This window comes from Kribbella polygonati (assembly GCF_050320105.1).
In the GTDB taxonomy this organism is placed as follows: Bacteria; Actinomycetota; Actinomycetes; order Propionibacteriales; family Kribbellaceae; genus Kribbella.
In genome coordinates, this window is sequence record NZ_CP190129.1 from 8,353,695 (window position 1) to 8,371,358 (window position 17,664).

The window sequence follows — 17,664 nt, forward strand, 5'->3', positions numbered from 1 at the left end:
GCTGTGTCAGTCATCGAGTTGCAGGATGTGTCACGGACGTTCACGGTCCCGGCGCGGACCGGGCTCCGGCGTACCCGCCGTGAGGTGCGGGCGGTCGACGGGCTGTCGTTCACCGTCGAGCCGGGGGAGGTGGTCGGGTACATCGGCCCGAACGGCGCCGGGAAGTCCACCACGATCAAGATGCTGACCGGGATCCTGGTGCCGTCCGGCGGCACGATCCGGGTGGCCGGCGTCGACCCGTCGAAGCACCGGCTGAAGCTGGCGAAACGGATCGGCGTCGTGTTCGGGCAGCGGACGACGCTGTGGTGGGACCTGCCGCTGAAGGACTCGTTCGCCGTACTGCAGAAGATGTACGGCGTACCGCTCGCGCGGCACCGGGAGAACCTGGCGACGTTCGTCGAACTGCTCGACCTCGGCGACCTGCTCGACGTACCGGTCCGGCAACTGTCGCTCGGCCAGCGGATGCGCGGCGACATCGCGGCCGCGCTGCTGCACGACCCGGAGATCGTCTACCTGGACGAGCCGACCATCGGGCTCGACGTGATCAGCAAGGCCCGGCTCCGCGAGTTCCTCGCCGAGGTGAACGCGGAACGCCGTACGACGATCATCCTCACCACCCACGACCTCGACGACATCGAGGCCCTCTGCACCCGGGTCATGGTCATCGACCACGGCCACCAGATCTTCGACGGCACCCTCGACCAGCTGAAGTCGAGCCAGTCGGCACCGCGCACGCTGGTCGTCGACCTGGCCGCCTCGCTGCCGCCCATCGAGATCGACGGCGCGACCGTGACCAAGGTCGACGGCCCCCGCCAGCACCTGACCTTCCCCACCACGACCAGCGCGGCTCCGCTCCTCACCCAGCTGGCCGCCAACTACCCCCTCGTCGACCTCTCCATCTCCGAACCCACCATCGAGTCCGTCATCACCCAGCTCTACACGGTCAGCAGCACCGCCGACTAGGAGAGGTCAGCGGCTGAGCCCCTTCGGCCGTGTCGCCTTGGTCGCCCTCGTGGCATTGGCCGCGGTGACGTCTGCCGTCCCGGGCTCGGGCACGATCCGCAGCTGCTCACGCATCACCTGGTGGAAGCCGTCCTGGCCGCGCACCATCCCGTCCAGATCGATTGCCTGCGGCAACACCGGCGCGGCGTCGAACACCCGGGCGTGCGCCGCGACCAGGAACGTCCGCATGATCGCGTCGCTGCCGCGCTTGAACTCCGGCCCCTGGACGAGGAAGTACGCCGCGTCCGCGAACGCCCGACGGTGCGCCGGGTTCGCCGGATCGGCCTTCAGCTCCTCGAGCTCCGCCAGCGTCTCGAACGCCGCCCGCCGCAGCACCTCCCGGTCCTCCGGTCCCGCGGTCTGCGTCTGCACCTCGTCCGGGAACAACCGCCGCGTCGCCTCGTCGCCCGGCGCAGGGACGAAATGCAGGATGTTCCCGTTGACCTTGCTGCCGTCCCGCAGCGTGACGACGTTCTGCAGCTCGTGCCGCCCGTCCAGTCGGTCCAGCGCGACCCGCTCGAGCTCGGTCAGGTACTTGAACGCCGGCGACCCCGGCTGCCGTGGCCCGACGGTCGGCGACAACCGGTAGTTCATCCCGTGCCCGATCCGCGCCCGCACATCCTCCGCACTGGCCCCCGGCCGCACCCACTTCCCCTCGACCGCCAACTGGTACCGCCACTGCGCCACATGCCCGTACGCCGCCTCGAACGCGGCCACCCGCTCAGCCCGCGACCCGGCCCCCGCCAAGTCCCGGTCCAGCACCCCCAACGCCGCGCCCGCCTCAGCAGCCTGCACCGCAGCAAACCCCCGCAGCTGATCCGCCACCGCCGGATCAACCGAAGTCATCACCGCCGCCGGCGTAGGAAAACACCGCCCAGAGATCCGCACCATCCCCGCACCCTACAAACCCACCAGCCCACCCTCACCCCAGATCCGCCACCAACGCCGCGAACACCACCTCGGGATCCATACCCTCCGGATCCTCCCGCCACCGCCGCAGCGAGTCGCCGGACTCCACCTCGTCCAAGGTCCCCACCCCCGCCGCGATCAGCCGCTTCGCCTCCGCGATCCCGATGTCGACGTACTGCATCCCGTTGAGGAAGTAGTAGTCATGCCGAGCACCCTCGTTGTAGTGAAACTTCCCGGTGTTCCCGACATACGTCCAAACGTCCTCCTCCAGCAACGCAGCCACCCACAACTCCGTCTCCCCGTCCTTCACCAAGAACAACCGCGTCATCGAGCGACCTACTCGTTCGACCCGGCGGCCATGGCGAGCACGTCGGCCGGAGTCAGCGGACTCGGGTCGGCGCGCCACTTGGTGAGGGCGTCCGGGTGGTCGGTGTCGTTGAGGGTGCCGAGCCCTTGGGAGATCCACCGGCGTGCCTCGGCGGTGCCGATCGGCTCGTAGGTGAAGATGCGGTCGATGTAGAAGTCGTTGCGCAGGGCATTGTTGTCGTGGAACTTCCCGGTGTTCGCGACGTACGCGTACATCGTCTCGTGCGCCAACGCAGCGACCCAGACCGGCTCGTCCTCCTCGTCCTTCACCAGGTAGAGCTTCATCGCGCGATCCCGCCGTTCTTGTCGAGTGTCGTGGAATGTGCAGAGGCCCGCGGCGAGGCGGTCGGTGCGCGCCCCGCGATCGCTGTCCGGGAGTCACTGTAGTTGTTCACTGCCACGCGTTTGCCGCCTAAGCGCGTCATCGCGTCGATGCCCTGAGGCTGCTCGAGCGTGGCGGATGCCTCGACGCATTGGCGCCTCGCCTGGGCGCGATCTTCAGCCGAAGCAGCCGCGCTGCGCTCGATCTTGTACCACGGTGCGGTCTGCTCTTTGACCGCCGCAGAGGCGACTGAGTGGATCTGAACCTCGACGCGCGGGGCGCCCGGCACGACGAGGTTGGTGTGAACGCCCTTGTACCGAGAGCCTTCGGTGTACGAATGCATCGCGTACCGGACCTTCCAGCCTTGCTCGGTCAGTGCGTCGGCGGTACGACGAGCTGCCGCAACCAGTTCCTCGGGTGATTCGGTCAGAACCGTGTAGCGCAGCACGTCGTCGACCGGGAAACGATTCTTCAGGTCGGCCCAGTCGGCGAGCTTGCGGGCGAGGGATTCGGGGGACTTGACGCGGCGGTCGAGTTGGTACGGGGTGGTGCCGGACGGGAGTGAGTCGAGGAACTGGGTGGTCACGGCTGGTTCGACGGTGGTGGCCTGTTCGAGTAGTTCGAGGCTTCGGTGGGTTGCTCGCTCGCCGTGGAGGCGGGTGATCTCGGCGGTGGAGGGCAGTTTGTCGCCCCAGTTGAGGGGGCGCGAGGCCTCGAAGGCCTGGTGGAGGGCGGTGGGGTCGCATGGGGGCGGCATCTGGTTCTCCCTGGGCTGTCGTCCTTCGACGGTAGGGAGTTCGGGAGGGGCTGTGGGGTGGGTTTTGGGATCTGTGGATAACTCGGGTGGGTTACGGAATGGGTTGGGGGGTGACGTGGGGGTGGTGGGGGTCGTTGTGCGGGTAGGACGCGACCGGTGGTGGGGCCTGGGGTTGGCGTGTGGGTGGCGGATGAGTGTGGAGGGTGTGGGATGAAGCCGGTCGACGAGGTGGAGGAGTTGCTCGAACGGGCAGGCGCGCGGTGGCGGCGTGAGCAGCAGTTGCCGCCGGGGCCCGAGGGCGAGCCGGCGTTCGGGACGGGGGCCGCTCCGGTCGTCGAGTCGGTGGTCGGAGCGGAGCGTAGGGTGAGTGGCAGGTGGCGGCGGTGGGTGGTTCCTGCGGTGGCGGCTGTGGGGGTCGGTCTGCTTGCGGCCGGCGTGGTCGCGGTGGTGCCGGAGCACGTCGCGGCCGGGGGAGGTGGTGCGGCGATGGATAGTCAGTTGCCCGCGTCGCAGGCGCAGGGTGGTAACGAGTCCTTGCTGGTGAAGCCGGGGGATCGTGTGCAGGTCAGCGGTCTGGTGATCGCCGCTCCGGGCAGGACGCCGGTGTTCTGTGCGTTCGAGGACGGGTTCGGCGTCGGTTACGCGCCGGAGGACGAACCGGCGCCGACGTGTGCGCCGGAGTTTTCGATCGGGCTGACTGGGGTGGATGTAGATCGGCTCAGCGGCGCGAGGACGACGAAGGGGGTGCGGAGCGGGCGGGCGAAGCTGGTCGGGATCTGGGGCGAACGGACAGGTGCCGGTGGGACGGTCCGGACGATCGACGTACGGGAGCAGTCCGCGCCCGAGGCGCGGGAGCCGTGGGCGTTTCCAGAGCTGCCGTGCCCAGCGCCGGAGGGTGGCTGGGTGTCGAAGCCGAGCAATATCTACTCGCCCGCGGTGACCGCGTTCCTGGCGGCGCACGCCGACCAGGTCTGGGGGCCGGTGATCCACTACCCGAACGGTCACTCGCGGAACGCTCCGGTGGTGGTCATGATCGGTGTCGCGCACGGCGACCTGGACGCGTTCCGGCTGGCGTTCGAGAAGGTCTACACCGGGAACCTCTGTGTCGCTCCGGTGCGACTCAGCCGCGCCGACAACGACCGGATCGTCGACGCGATCGTCGCGCTGACGCCGGACAAGTCGCTCGGCATCCTGGCGGTCGGCGGCTCGGAGCCCGACGGCGGCCGGGCGGGGGTTTCGGTGATCGCGTACACGGAGCGGTTGCGTACCGCGCTGGCCCCGATCGGTCTCGACGACATCAAGGTGACGCCAGTGGTCGAGCCGGCGCCGCGGTAAGAATCTTTCGACCACCGTCGAAACGGCGGACGGTCTCGCCGTCCCGTGTCATCGTGTGAGCATCCGTTCGCCCACGGTGAGGTAGGGATCCATGGCCAAGTTCGCGACCGCGGCTGTCGGAGTCGTCACGCTGGTGGTGTCGGCGTTCCTGCCGCTCACCGGTGACCACGTGGCCGGCAGTACGACGACACCGGAAGCCGCCGACGTACAGCTGCCGGCCCCGCCGAACACCGCGCGGAACCCGGTCCGGGAGAACGCCGCCGACCCGTGGATGGTGTTTGCCGAAGGCAACTACAACCTGCTCTACACGCACGGCGACAAGCTCGTCGGCGTCGCGAGCCCGTCGGTCGACGGACTGGCCGCCGCGCCGGAGCAGACGCTCTGGCAGCCGCCGCCGGGGGAGGCGTGCTGCAACCTGTGGGCGCCGGAGATCCATCAGCTCGACGGCAAGTGGTACCTGTACTACACCGCCGACGACGGCACCGACTCCCACCACCGGATGTTCGTCCTGGAAGCGGACCACCCGATGGGCCCGTACGCGTTCAAGGCCAAGCTCGACACCGGCAACGAGCACTCGATCGACGGCAGCGTGCTGCAACTTCCGGACGGCCGCCTGTACCAGCTCTGGTCGAGCGGCCGCCCCGACGGGCAGGACCTGTACATCGCCCCGATGAGCAACCCGTGGACGATCAGCGGCCCGCCCGCCCTCCTCGCCCGCCCCGACCAGCCGTGGGAGCAGAACGGCCGCAAGGTGGCGGAGGCCCCGAACGCACTGGTCCACAACGGCAAGGTGTACGTCTACTACTCCGGCAGCGCGTGCGAGTCCCCCGACTACGCCCTCGGCGTACTCGAACTCACCGGCACCGACCCGCTCGATCAGAGCGCCTGGACCAAGTCCGGCCCGGTGTTCAAGCGCAACGACGCCAACTGGGTTTTCGGCACCGGCCACAACGGCTTCTTCACGTCCCCGGACGGCAAGGAGACCTGGCTGGTTTACCACGCCGTCACCAGCTCCAGCGGTACGCCGACCGGCAGCTGCAACGCCGGCCGCGCCGTACGGATCGGCAAGGTCACGTACGACGCCGCGGGCAACCCTCAACTCGGTACGCCGAGTGCCGCCTGGCAGACCCTCACCCTCCCGTCCGGCGACCCGGGCGCCGATATCGTTGCCGACGGCATCTACGAGATCTCCCCGAAGAACGCGCCCACGAACCGGCTGGAGGTGGACGCCTGCTCGGCCGCCGACGCCGCGACCGTCCAGGTCTACACCCGGATCGCGGACAGCAGATGCCAGAAGTGGCGGCTCAGCTACCTCGGCGACGGCTCGTACAAGTTCCTCAACAACGACAGCGGCAAGGCGCTCGACGTCGCCGGGTGCTCCGGCGCGAACGGCGTGAAGGTCATCCAGTGGCCGTACTGGGGCGGTGACTGCCAGGAGTACTACCTGGACGCGATCGGCAACGGCTACTACAAGGTGACGTCGAAGGTCGGCGGCCGCACCCTGGACGTCGGCGGCTGCTCCACCGCCCCCGGAGCAGACGTCGACGTCTGGCCGTACTGGCAGGGCGACTGTCAGCAATGGAAGCTGGAGAAGGTCGGATGAAGCGCTGGATCGCGGCAGTCGCCGCCGTCGCCCTGGTCGCCGTCGGCCAGCAGGCGACCGCTCAGGAACACCAACAGCAGCAGGCCTTCCCGGACGTCAAGACGCGGGCCAAGGGCATCATCCCGCCGGGCGGCATGCTCAGCTCGAAGACCGGCGGGAACACGATCGACGCCGAGCTCCGCGAGGAGACGCCGCGCGCGGACGGCCGGCACCACTACGACTCGCGCAAGCTGGTCGAGCGCCTGAAGGCGATGCACGTGAACACGTACCTGTTCGGCATCTGGGAGTCGCCGACCGACTGGGACGACCTGCGCAGCGAGTTCGCGCCGCTCGCCCGCGCGGCCGGGATCGACATCTGGGTGGACCTGGTCCCGCCGAGCGAGTGCCAGACCGACCGTCCGGAGGGCGCGTACCTCGAGGGCTACTGCTCGCGCCCGTTCAAGCTCGACTTCATCGCGTGGGCGCGGAACATCGCCACGCTGTCGCTGCAGTACCCGAACATCAAGGCCTGGCAGGTCGACGACTTCCTGGCCGGCGACAACGCGAAGCTGTTCACGCCTGACTACCTGGGCAAGGTGAAGGCGACCCAGGACGCGATCAACCCGAAGCTGGGTCTGCTCACCACGATGTACCACTGGGACTACAGCGACGCGAACCTCGACCGGCTGGCGCCGTACGTCGACGGCGCGATCTTCCCGTACCTCGGCGGTGCTCTGAGCGCCAGCGACCCGCGGTACGTCGCCACCCAGCTCGACGAGCTCCGCGCGAAGCTGAACCCGCGGCACCTCGACCTGATCCTGCTGCTCTACACCGATCGCTTCCTCGACGGCGCCCTGCCGCCGACACCGGAGGCGGTCGACCAGGAGCTGAAACAGGCGATGCCGTACGCCGCCGACGGCCGGATCGGCGGGATCATCGCGTACGGCGCGCCGGTGAACTACGACCGCCGCCCGACGATCGCCTCGAACAACCTGGCGCAGACCGGCGACGGCCGGCTGAGCTTTGCCCAGGGCAACTACACGACCGCGGCCGCAGGCGGGTACTCCGAGGCGTCGCAGCAGGTCGCGGTCGACCCGAACGCGGGCAGCTGGAAGCTCGACTTCGCGACGTACGACCAGGTCAGCCGTACCCCGTCCAAGTCGGGGAAGCTCTTCAAACAGGTGCTGATCGACGACAAGGTCGTCTGGCAGTCCGACATCGCCGACGAGTTCGGCTTCACCTGGGCGCCGGCGTCGGTCGACCTGACCGCGGCGCTCAAGGGCAGGACGTCGGCGAAGCTCAGCCTCCGCCTCTACACCCAGGCCGCGGCCAACTTCCCGATCGACGTCGGGTTCGACAGCCTGGTGCCGACGGGGTTCACCGTGCAGAACTTCGGCTTCGAGGACGTCAACCCGGCAACGCGCGGGTGGCAGCTCAACCAGCAGAGCGCGAGCATCGTCGGCTCGTTCGAGAAGGTCACCCCGCATCAGGCGAAGGACGTGTACGACGTGATCGCCGCGGCGTACGCCGGCCTGCCCGCGCCCGCCGTACCGACGACGCCGTCGGACCCGATCCCGAGCACCCTGCCGCGCACCGGGACGCCGTACCAGCCTGGCGGTGCGAACACGATCCACAACAGCGCGAGGTACGGCAAGGGACGGTTGAGCCTGTTCGTGCCGGAGCGGACCGCGACCGGGACCAGTACGTGTATCTGGGCCGAGCAGCGGATGGCGGTCGACCCGAACGCGCCGCGGTACGAGATCTCCTGGTGGGACTACGACGAGTACGCCGCGGATCTGTTCGGGTATCACCTGAAACAGGTCCTGATCGTCACCTCGAAGGGCAAGAAGCTGCTCAGCAACGTCGACGCGGCGAGCGCGCCGAAGCTGTGGATGAACGGGCAGGGCGGCTGGGGGCCGATCGACGTCACCGAGTTCGCCCGCGGGGAGAGTTCGGTCGTGATGCAGTTCGCGCTGTGCGAGCAGCAGGGTGTCGGCGACTACATGATCGACGTCGGGTACGACGACATCACCGCCGTCGGCCTGACCGTGACGAACGGCGACTTCGAGCAGGGAACCACCGGGTGGACCATCGTCAGCCCCCATCCGGGCATGCAGGCCAAGGTCGTCACCGCACCCTGACCCATCACACCAGGAGGCACCGCCATGCCGCCCCGCCCCGCACTCCTCCTCGCCGCCGCAGCGTTGGCGCTCCCAACGCTCGCCATCCCCACATCACCAGCGACCGCAGTCGCCTCCGCCCCGCCCGCACCCTCCGCGCCCGCCAGCCTCACCTCGTCCGCCGCGGCAACCAAGGGGACTGTTGGTTGGGAGACTCTGCGTCAGCTCGACCGGCTGCCGTACCTCTCACCCGGCACCAGCACCCGCCAGTTCTCCAGTTTCGCCCGCGACGGCAGCAACGCCGACGGCGGCCCGTCCGCCTGCCTGCGCGAGACCTCCGCGGGCTGCGTGATCGCCGAGGACTCCGGCCCCGGCGAGATCGACTCGATCTGGTTCACCCGGCTGCGCAACGGCGTACCGGACGTGTCCGACACCGGCACCATCACGATCACCCTCGACGGTACGACGATCCTGAACCGGTCGCTGAAGGACGTGACCGACGGCGCGGCCGGCGCGCCGTTCGTCTACCCGCTGGTGGCGAACGCGAGCCAGGCCGGCGGCGGCTTCCAGATCAAGGTCCCGATGCCGTACCGGCAGTCGATGCGGATCGTCGTCCAGCACAACCCGAACTACTACCACGTGAACTACCGGCACTTCCCGGACGCCGACGGCATCACCACGTTCTCCCCGTCCGACCCCGCGAACGACGTCCTCGACAAGCTCCGGGCTGCCGGTACGACAGACCCGAAGCCGACCGCACCCGGTACGACGACCACCGGCGAGACGCATGCCCTGGGCAACGGTCAGGAGGTGGCGTTCGGCAGCCTGCAGGGACCGGGCGCGATCAGTGCGCTGAAACTGCGGTTCGTCGGGGCGAAGCCGTCGGACGCGCAGCTGGCCGGGCTCCGGTTGCGGATCGCGTTCGACGGGCGGACCACGGTGGACTCGCCGGTGGGGGAGTTCTTCGGGACCGGTCTCGGCGCGTACGCCGTGAAGTCGCTGATGTTCGCCGCGGACCCGGCCGCGGGCGGCTGGTTCACCACCTGGTGGCCGATGCCGTACCGCTCGTCTGCGGTCGTCTCGCTGGTGAACCAGAGCGGCGCCGCGATCGGTGACGTCGAGGTCCAGCTGAGCAGCGCGCCGGACGAGAAGTGGGCGACCGACCTGCTGCCGGGCGGCCCGGCGGCGTACTTCACCGCCGTGTCGAACCGCGGCCGGACGTCCTGGGGCGACGACTGGCAGGTCGCGAACCTGACCGGGCGCGGCAAGCTCGTCGGGGTCGCGCAGACGATGTCGATCGGCGCCGAGATGGGGACGAACCGCGGCTACCTCGAGGGCGACGAGCGGGTGTACATCGACGGCTCGCTGTCTCCGCAGCAGCACGGCACCGGGACCGAGGACTTCTACGAGGGCGGCTGGTACTTCGCGGGCGGACCGTTCAGCCGGGCGTTCACCGGCAACACGGCGCACGAAGTACAGGCGGCGGGGTGTGCGCGCGAGTGCGACGCCGTCTACCGGCTGCTGCTGAACGAGTCGATGTCGTACGACTCCTCGTTCCGCTTCGGGATCGAGCACGGGCAGCAGAACGACTGGATCGCGGACTACGGCTCGACCGGCTTCCTCTACACGCAGCCGACGGTCAGTACGCGGGAGACGGACGCCTTCGACGTCGGCGACGGCGCGTCGCGGACGGCGCACGGGTACGGCGACGACGGCGGTACGGAGGCCGCGTTGACGAGCGTGGCCGAGGGCGATCTGGACTACCTGCCGATGACGGACCGGGTGCGGTCGGGGATCAGCCCGATCAGCTTCCGGATGACCGTCGACCCCGCGAATCAGGGCGTACTGCTGCGGCGGATGGCGGACCAGGCGGCGGCGTACCAGGAGGCCGCCGTGACCGTGGACGGCGTACCGGTGGGCACTTGGCGAGAGCCGCTCGGGAACGGGACGATGCGGTGGCTCACGGACGAGTTCCCGCTGCCGGCGTCGGTGACCGCGGGGAAGAGCAGCGTGCAGGTGGTCCTCGCGCCGACCGGTCCCGCGTGGACTGCTGCGCGCTACGTGGCCGCCAGCATCGTTGCGCCCTACCTGCCTGATAGTGCCGAGGTGCCATCCGCTGTTACGGCTACTCCGCGGGTGCATTCGGTGCTGCTGAACTGGAACGCCGCGCTCGGCGCCACCTCGTACCGGATCTACTCCTCGACGAGTGCGGACGTGCCGATCACGGCAGCGAACCTGGTCGGGACGTCGCTGGTACCGGCGTACCTGCACAAGGCGGTCCGCGGCGGCCGGTACTACAAGGTGGTCGCGGTGGACGCGGCCGGGAACGCCAGTACGCCGACGGCCGCGCTTGCGGCTGCTCCTCGACCGGCGACCGTGTCGGACGTCAACGGGGACGGAAAGGACGACGTGGTCACGTTCACGCGCGGCGACACCGCGGATGTATACGTATCCACTTCGACCGGTTCGCGGTTCGACGGTGACGGGCAGCTCTGGCACCCGTCGTTCGCCCCCGGCAACGAGATCCCGCAGACCGGGGACTTCAACGGGGACGGGCGGGACGACATCGTCACGTTCACCCGCGGGACCAAGCACGAGGTATGGGTCGCCTTGTCGAACGGCGTGAACGGGTACCTGCCCGCGGAGCGCTGGCACACGTTCTTCGCGCTCGACGGCGAGGTCCCGATGGTCGGCGACTTCAACGGGGACGGTAAGGACGACATCGTGACGTTCACGCTCGGGACGACGCACGACGTGTACGTGTCGCTGTCCGACGGGACGAAGTTCGTGCAGACGAGCTGGTTGTGGCACGGCGACTTCGGGCTGCCCGGCGAGGTTCAGGACGTCGGCGACTTCGACGGCGACGGGCGGGACGACATCGCGACGTTCACCCGGGGGACCACGGCCAGCGTGTACGTGGCGCTGTCCGACGGGAAGTCGTTCCTCGGCACCGGGTGGAAGTGGCACGGGCACTTCGCGGTCGGCACCGAGACCCCGGACGTCGGCGACTACAACGGCGACGGACGCGACGACATCTCCACCTTCACCGGCGGTACGGCGGGAGACGTGTACGTCGCGACCTCGACAGGTGGGTCGTTCACCGGCGACGGGGACCTCTGGCACAGCTCGTTCGCGTACAACGCCGAAGTACCGGGGTCCGGGGACTTCAACGGGGACGGGCTGTCCGACATCGTCACGTTCACCCGCGGAACGGCCGCCGACGTGTACGTCGCGACGTCCAACGGCCACGACTTCGTACCGGATCCGCAGGCGCCGCTCTGGCACGACCACTTCGCCGCGGGCACCGAATGGCCGGCGCCCTCGGCGCTCAGACCGTCCTGAGGCTCGGGTAGTCGTGGATGAAGTCGACGAGCATCCGGGCGGTCTTCGCCGGCTGGTCGATCGCCGGTGAGTGACCGGCGTCCGGGATCACCTCGGCCTCGACACCCAGCGCGGCAGCCATCGCCTGCTGGGCCGGGATCGGCCAGCCGTCGTCGGTGGCGCCGTGCAGGACCTGCTTGCGGACGGTGGTCTTCGCCAGCAGTTCGGTCTTGTCCTCGGCGTCGGTCAGCCGGCGGGTGATCTCGGCCAGGCTGGTCGGCACGTTGCTGGTGAACCGCTTCCGCAGGAACGCCGCGACGTCCTCGGGCGGAGCGACGTACCCGGGAGCCTGGCTGTCGTGGTCGAGCTTCAGGTCGTACACCTGCTCGATCGGGAGGTTCTCCAGGCCGTACGCGAGCATCTGCAGGCTCTGCAGCGTCGCCTCGTCGGTGAACGCACCAGGGCCCGAGCAGAGCAGGCTGATCGTGGAGAACACCGACGGGTCGGTAAGCACGGCCTCCCGCGCCACCAGCCCGCCGAACGAGTGCCCTACCAGCTGGCTGAATCCACCGAGCGCCTTGCTCATCGCGACCACGTCCGCGCCGAGCTCGGCAAGCGAGTACGCCGACTTGTCGTTCGGACCGGCGGTCTCGTACTGCCCGCGCTGGTCGACGGCGACCGTACGCCAGCCGTAGCGGCACAGGTGGTCGACCAGGGGAGTGAAGTCCTCCTTGCTGCCCGTCCAGCCCGGCACCAGCAGCACGGTGCCCAGCGGCGTACCGATCGACGGCACAGCGGTCAGCGTGGCGAACGAACCCCGCTCGGTCTCGAGTGTCACGGGGTGCACCCCGTCGGGCAGCGTCAACGTACGCGGCGTACTCACAGGTAGAGAGCCTAACCGGTCATTGCGCGGCGTTCGAAGTACGGCACAATGGCCGCGTGCCTCGCACTCTTGCGGTCGCGAATCAGAAAGGCGGCGTGGCCAAGACGACCACCGTCGCCACCCTCGGCGCGGCCCTGGCCGAGCTCGGCCTCCGCGTCCTGCTCGTCGATCTGGACCCGCAGGCCTGTCTGACGTTCTCGGTCGGCATCGACCCGGAGGACCTGGACAAGTCCGTCCACGACGTACTGCTCGGCGGCGTCCGGGCGCGCGACGTACTGATCGAGCTCGACGGCGGCCCGGACCTGCTGCCGGCGACGATCGCGCTGGCGACGGCGGAGGTCCAGCTGGCCCGGGAGAGCGGCCCGGAACAGGTACTGCGGACCGCGCTGCGCCCGCTGCGTTCGGCGTACGACTGGATCATCGTGGACTGCCCGCCGACGCTCGGACTGCTCACGGTGAACGGGCTGTCCGCGGCGTCCGACGTACTGATTCCCTTGCAGTGCGAGACATTGGCGCATCGTGGCGTAGGGCAACTACTCGACACCGTGCACGACGTACAGCGGCTGATGAACCCCGGTCTGCAGGTGCTCGGGGTGCTGCCGACGCTGTACGACGGCCGGACGACGCATGCGCGCGCCGTACTCGAGGGGATCGCGGACACGTACTCGCTGGACGTGCTGCAGCCGGCGATCCCGAAGTCGATCCGGTTCGCGGAGGCGCCGGCGATCGGCGAGACCGTGCTGAGTACGGCGCCGACCTCGCCCGGTGCGAAGGCGTACCGGGCGTTGGCCGGGTCGTTGGCTCACTGACCGGCGGGCTGCTTGCGCAGCTTGTGCCGGAAGCGCCACAGCGGTACGGCGATGATCGCCAGCAGGATCAGGAACGGGAGGAGCGCGCCGACCGCCGTCGCCAACGCGGAGAACGCCGCGGTGAACGCGTGCCAACCGCTCTTCAGGCCGGCCAGGAAGCCTTTGTCCGGCTTCTCGACCTGGACCGGGGGCTTGCCCTTCTCCGTCAGGGTGAGCGTGAGGGTCGCGAGATCGGTCTGCAGGGAGAGGTTCTTCTGCTTGGCCAGCAGGGCTTCGAGGTCGGACTCGCGGCGGGTCAGTTCGCTTTCGACCGAGACGATGTCGCCGATGGTGTTCGCCTTGGTCATCAGGGCGCGCATGCGGTCGAGGCTGGCGCGCTGCGACTCGATCCGGCTCGCGACGTCGACGACCTGCTCGGTGACGTCCTGCGACTCCTGGTGGATCTGAAGGCGTTTGCCGAGGTCGGAGAGTTGCTGGATCGCTGTCTCGAAGGACTTGGTCGGGACCTTCAGGACGAGACTCGACCGGGTGATGTTGCCGTCCGGGTCGCTGCCGGTGTCCTCGGACGCGACCGTACCGTCGAGCCCCGCGACCGCGGTGACCGCCTTCTGCCGCATCGCCGACACATCATCCCCCTCGACCGTCAGCGAACCGGTCTTGATGATCGCCCGCGTGATCGTCGGATCATCCTGCCCCGCGGACTTCCCTTGCGCCGACGCCTGCGGCTTCGCCACCGCCCCCGAATCCTGCTTGACCGGCGCCGCCGCCCCACTACTCGCATGCTCGTCGTTGGAAGCCCCACCACACCCCGCCAACACCAACACCCCCACCACAACAGCAACCACCCTGATCCGCCCCATCACCCAACCCCTCTCATCCGTGATTACCGCCCTAGGACGGCGCACACAGGGGTAGGTGTTGCACCGCCAGATCACCATTAGGAAACGTTCCGAGCTGCACCCAAGTGAGCGGAGTCCAGAGCTTCACCGGGCGAGGTGAGTCCGGGGCTGCACCGGGTGAGGGGAGTTCAGGGCTTCACCGGGTGAGGGGAGTCCAGGGCTTCACCGGGTGAGGGGAGTCCAGGGCTTCAGCGGGCGACGGCGGTCCAGGGCTTCACCGGGTGAGGGGACTCCAGGGCTTCACCGGGCGACGGCGGTCCCGGGCTTCACCGGGTGAGGGGGCTGGGGCTTTACGGGGTGAGGGGGCCGGTGCTGTACCGGGTGAGGTGAGTCCGGGGCTGCACCGGGTGAGGGGAGTTCAGGGCTTCACCGGGTGACGGCGGTCCCGGGCTTCACCGGGTGAGGGGGTTGGGGCTTTACGGGGTGAGGGGGCCGGTGCTGTACCGGGTGAGGTGAGTCCGGGGCTTCACCGGGTGACGGCGGTCCAGGGCTTCACCGGGTGAGGTGAGTCAGGGGCTGTACCGGGTGAGGGGCTGGGGCTGCACCGGGTGAGGGAGGGAAGTGGCTGCACCGGGTGCGGGGATCCGGGTCTGCATCCGGTGAGGGGTACGAGGCTTCGGTGGGTCAAGCGCGGACGCTCCCGCGGGTTCGCCGGCGGGGTGACTCGGGAGGTGCCGGCCGGGTGGGGCCCGGCCGGCGTCACCTCATTCGGGTGCTTTGAAGAGCGGTGCGGAGGCAGCCTTCGTGGCCCGCTTGGCGGGTGCTTTGGTTGCCTTCGCAGCAGCCTTCTTCGCTGGTTTCGCAGCAGCCTTCTTCGCTGGCGCGTCCGAAGCGGCGGCCGCCTTGGCCGTCTTCCGAGCCCGCGTGGCCGGCGCCTCCGCAGCCTCAGCTGCCTTAGCCGCCGTCTTCCGCGCCCGCCTAACAGGCGCCTCGGCAGCCTCGGTCGCCTTGGCCGGAGTCTTGCGGGTGCGCTTTGCGGGTGCTTCCACGGCTGCCTCGGGCTCGGCAGCAGCTGCCTTCCGCGTGCGCGCTCGCTTGACAGGCGCCTCCGCAGCAGGCGCCTCAGCAGCTGATGCCTGAGCCGCAGGTGCTGTGTCGGCGGTGGTCGCCTTCTTCGCTGCGGTCTTGCGTGTCTGCTTGGCGGGTGCTTCCTCGACCTGCTCCGGCGTACTGGCCGCCGCCTTCCGGGTGCGTGTCCGCTTGACAGGCGCCTCCGCAGCAGGCGCCTCAGCAGCTGATGCCTGAGCCGCAGGTGCTGTGTCGGCGGTGGTCGCCTTCTTCGCTGCGGTCTTGCGTGTCTGCTTGGCGGGTGCTTCCTCGACCGGTTCCGGCGTACTGGCCGCCGCCTTCCGGGTGCGTGTCCGCTTGACAGGCGCCTCCGCAGCAGACGCTTCAGCCGCAGACGCCTGAGCCGCAGGTGCTGTGTCGGCGGTGGTCGCCTTCTTCGCTGCGGTCTTGCGGGTGCGCTTGGCGGGTGCTTCCTCGACCGGTTCCGGCGTACTGGCCGCCGCCTTCCGCGTGCGTGTCCGCTTGGCCGGCGCCTCCGCAGCAGGCGCTTCAACAGCTGGTGCCGGGGCCTCCACGGGCTCGGGCTTTGTGGCTGCTGCCTTCCGTGTGCGGGTGCGCTTGGTCGGCCGGTCCGCAGCGACGGCCGGGGTGGTCGACTCGGTCGGTGTGGTCGGCTCGGCGACTGTCGGGCTCGGCTCAGCGGATGCGACCTCGGCAGGGGCCTCCGGCGTGGCCTTTGCTTCTACGACGTCGGCGGGACGGTTTTCGCCGGAGCGCCGGTTGCGGTTGCGTTTGCGGGGCTTGCGGGCCGGGGCCTCGTCCGAGACGACCGGGGGTACTTCGGTCTTCGTCGTGACGTCGGCGAGTTCCTCGACGGGCTGGCCGGCGCGGGTGCGCTTCCGGGTGCGGTTGCGCTTGCGGTTCCTGCTCCGGCCGGAACGCTCGCCGTCGGCCTCCGCGTGGTCGCGCCGGCCGCGCGGCTCGCGGGATTCGCGGTGTTCACGGGGTTCGCGGACCTCGTGCGACTCGCGCGCCGTACGGATCCGGCCCTTGGCCTCGGACGGGATGCCGAGGTCGTGGTACAGCTCCGGCGAGGTCGAGTAGATCTCCTGCGGCTCGTCGTACGGCAGGTCGAGCGCCTTGTTGATCACCTTCCACCGGGTGATGTCCGGCCAGTCGACGAAGGTGACGGCGATGCCGCTCGCCCCGGCGCGACCGGTGCGGCCGATCCGGTGGATGTAGGTCTTCTCGTCCTCGGGGCAGGTGTTGTTGATGACGTGCGTGACGCCCTCGACGTCGATGCCCCGGGCCGCGACATCGGTACAGACCAGTACGTCGACCTTGTCGCCGCGGAACCGGGTCAGCGCCCGCTCGCGCGCCTGCTGGTTCAGGTCGCCGTGGATCGCCGCCGCCTTGAACCCGCGGTCCTGCAGGTCGTCGGTCAGCCGGGACGCCTCGCGCTTGGTCCGGCAGAAGATCATCACCCGGCCGCGGTCCTCGGCCTGAAGGATCCGGGCCACCACCTCGGGCTTGTCGAGCTCGTGCGCGCGGTAGACGAACTGCGCGGTGGTCGGCACCATCTCGGTGTCCTCGTGCGACTCCGCGCGGATGTTCAGCGGGTGCCGCATGTGGGTGCGCGCCAGGCCGATCACGGCCGACGGCATCGTTGCCGAGAACAACATCGTCTGCCGCAGCTCGGGCGTCTTGCGGAGGATCCGCTCGACGTCGGGCAGGAAGCCCAGGTCGAGCATCTCGTCGGCCTCGTCGAGGACCAGGACCTTGATGTGGCCGAGGTCGAGGACGCCGCGATTCGCCAGGTCCAGCAGGCGTCCCGGCGTACCGACGACGACGTCGACGCCGCTCTTCAGGGCGTCCAGCTGCGGCTCGTACGCGACCCCGCCGTAGATGGTCAGGATCCGCACCTCGCGGACGGTGGACGCGGTCTCGAGGTCCTTGGCGACCTGGATGGTGAGTTCCCGGGTCGGGGTGACGACGAGCGCCTGCGGCTTGCCGGGGGCGACCAGTTCGGCGTAGTCGGCCTCGTGCGGCGCGATCGTGCGCTGCAGCAGCGGGATGCCGAAGCCGAGCGTCTTGCCGGTGCCGGTACGGGCCTGCCCGATCAGGTCGGTGCCCATCAGGGCCACCGGGAGGGTCATCTCCTGGATCGGGAAGGGTTCGACGATGTTGACGCGGTCGAGCGCGTCACAGATCTCGGGGAGCACCCCGAGCTCTCGGAAGGTGGTCAGGCTGATCGCCTCTCACATGCTTGTGCGGACAGATGCTCTGTGGCCGGGCGCCTGGGGCCGGACAGCCCCGATCGTGAGGCGCGGGGACACTGTGCAAGCACCTCG

13 protein-coding genes are annotated in these 17,664 nt (G+C 69.3%); 6 read left to right on the forward strand and 7 right to left on the reverse strand.

Annotated features, from left to right (window positions below):
* Positions 1-3: 3 nt before the first annotated feature.
* Entirely contained in the window at positions 4-963 is a 960-nt protein-coding gene (locus ACQHIV_RS40315) for an ABC transporter ATP-binding protein (protein ID WP_427889751.1), read from the forward strand.
* A gap of 6 nt (positions 964-969) precedes the next feature.
* On the opposite strand, the gene ACQHIV_RS40320 is transcribed toward ACQHIV_RS40315, so the two are convergent.
* The 4 genes from ACQHIV_RS40320 to ACQHIV_RS40335 form a co-directional block, all read right to left on the reverse strand.
* The gene (locus tag ACQHIV_RS40320; RefSeq protein WP_427889753.1) at positions 970-1,851 is read right to left on the reverse strand and encodes a hypothetical protein; all 882 of its coding nucleotides are present in this window, start codon (positions 1,849-1,851) and stop codon (positions 970-972) included.
* A gap of 73 nt (positions 1,852-1,924) precedes the next feature.
* The gene (locus tag ACQHIV_RS40325; protein ID WP_427889755.1) at positions 1,925-2,239 is read right to left on the reverse strand and encodes a hypothetical protein; all 315 of its coding nucleotides are present in this window, start codon (positions 2,237-2,239) and stop codon (positions 1,925-1,927) included.
* Between the two features lie 8 nt (positions 2,240-2,247).
* Positions 2,248-2,562, reverse strand: a complete 315-nt coding sequence (locus ACQHIV_RS40330) for a hypothetical protein (protein ID WP_427889756.1) — start codon at positions 2,560-2,562, stop codon at positions 2,248-2,250.
* Positions 2,559-3,185, reverse strand: coding sequence for a hypothetical protein (locus ACQHIV_RS40335; protein WP_427889758.1), 627 nt, complete (start codon positions 3,183-3,185; stop codon positions 2,559-2,561). Before ACQHIV_RS40335 ends, ACQHIV_RS40330 begins: the two co-directional genes overlap by 4 nt.
* A 381-nt stretch (positions 3,186-3,566) precedes the next feature.
* Here ACQHIV_RS40335 and ACQHIV_RS40340 point away from each other — a divergent pair, with 381 nt between their 5' ends.
* From ACQHIV_RS40340 to ACQHIV_RS40355, 4 genes are all read left to right on the forward strand, one after another.
* Positions 3,567-4,691 carry a hypothetical protein gene (locus ACQHIV_RS40340; protein ID WP_427889760.1) on the forward strand — a complete coding sequence of 375 codons (1,125 nt, stop codon included), beginning with the start codon at positions 3,567-3,569 and terminating at the stop codon, positions 4,689-4,691.
* Positions 4,692-4,782: 91 nt separating this feature from the next.
* Positions 4,783-6,294, forward strand: coding sequence for a family 43 glycosylhydrolase (locus ACQHIV_RS40345; protein ID WP_427889762.1), 1,512 nt, complete (start codon positions 4,783-4,785; stop codon positions 6,292-6,294).
* Positions 6,291-8,414, forward strand: a complete 2,124-nt coding sequence (locus ACQHIV_RS40350; RefSeq protein ID WP_427889764.1) for a hypothetical protein — start codon at positions 6,291-6,293, stop codon at positions 8,412-8,414. The genes ACQHIV_RS40345 and ACQHIV_RS40350 overlap by 4 nt, the downstream gene beginning before the upstream one ends.
* A gap of 24 nt (positions 8,415-8,438) precedes the next feature.
* Positions 8,439-11,735, forward strand: a complete 3,297-nt coding sequence (locus ACQHIV_RS40355; protein WP_427889766.1) for a DUF2961 domain-containing protein — start codon at positions 8,439-8,441, stop codon at positions 11,733-11,735.
* Here the strand turns inward: ACQHIV_RS40355 and ACQHIV_RS40360 are convergent.
* Positions 11,722-12,597 (reverse strand): alpha/beta fold hydrolase, encoded by an 876-nt coding sequence (locus ACQHIV_RS40360; RefSeq protein WP_427889768.1) that lies wholly within the window; start codon positions 12,595-12,597, stop codon positions 11,722-11,724. The genes ACQHIV_RS40355 and ACQHIV_RS40360 overlap by 14 nt on opposite strands.
* 56 nt (positions 12,598-12,653) lie before the next feature.
* Here ACQHIV_RS40360 and ACQHIV_RS40365 point away from each other — a divergent pair, with 56 nt between their 5' ends.
* Positions 12,654-13,406 carry a ParA family protein gene (locus tag ACQHIV_RS40365; protein ID WP_427889770.1) on the forward strand — a complete coding sequence of 251 codons (753 nt, stop codon included), beginning with the start codon at positions 12,654-12,656 and terminating at the stop codon, positions 13,404-13,406.
* Here ACQHIV_RS40365 and ACQHIV_RS40370 read toward each other — a convergent pair.
* On the reverse strand, positions 13,400-14,266 hold the full coding sequence (locus ACQHIV_RS40370; RefSeq protein WP_427889772.1) for a DUF4349 domain-containing protein: 867 nt from the start codon (positions 14,264-14,266) through the stop codon (positions 13,400-13,402). The two genes, ACQHIV_RS40365 and ACQHIV_RS40370, sit on opposite strands and share 7 nt — an antisense overlap.
* 743 nt (positions 14,267-15,009) lie before the next feature.
* A complete protein-coding gene (locus tag ACQHIV_RS40375) occupies positions 15,010-17,535 on the reverse strand; it encodes a DEAD/DEAH box helicase (protein WP_427889774.1) in 2,526 nt (841 codons plus the stop codon).
* Positions 17,536-17,664 lie beyond the last annotated feature (129 nt).

Excerpts from the sequence above, each read along its gene's own strand:
- ACQHIV_RS40340 (WP_427889760.1), top strand. The coding sequence starts at position 3,567 with ATGAAGCCGGTCGACGAGGTGGAGGAGTTGCTCGAACGGGCAGGCGCG.
- ACQHIV_RS40370 (WP_427889772.1), bottom strand. The coding sequence starts at position 14,266 with ATGGGGCGGATCAGGGTGGTTGCTGTTGTGGTGGGGGTGTTGGTGTTG.
- ACQHIV_RS40345 (WP_427889762.1), top strand. The coding sequence starts at position 4,783 with ATGGCCAAGTTCGCGACCGCGGCTGTCGGAGTCGTCACGCTGGTGGTG.
- ACQHIV_RS40350 (WP_427889764.1), top strand. The coding sequence starts at position 6,291 with ATGAAGCGCTGGATCGCGGCAGTCGCCGCCGTCGCCCTGGTCGCCGTC.
- ACQHIV_RS40330 (WP_427889756.1), bottom strand. The coding sequence starts at position 2,562 with ATGAAGCTCTACCTGGTGAAGGACGAGGAGGACGAGCCGGTCTGGGTC.
- ACQHIV_RS40325 (WP_427889755.1), bottom strand. The coding sequence starts at position 2,239 with ATGACGCGGTTGTTCTTGGTGAAGGACGGGGAGACGGAGTTGTGGGTG.
- ACQHIV_RS40355 (WP_427889766.1), top strand. The coding sequence starts at position 8,439 with ATGCCGCCCCGCCCCGCACTCCTCCTCGCCGCCGCAGCGTTGGCGCTC.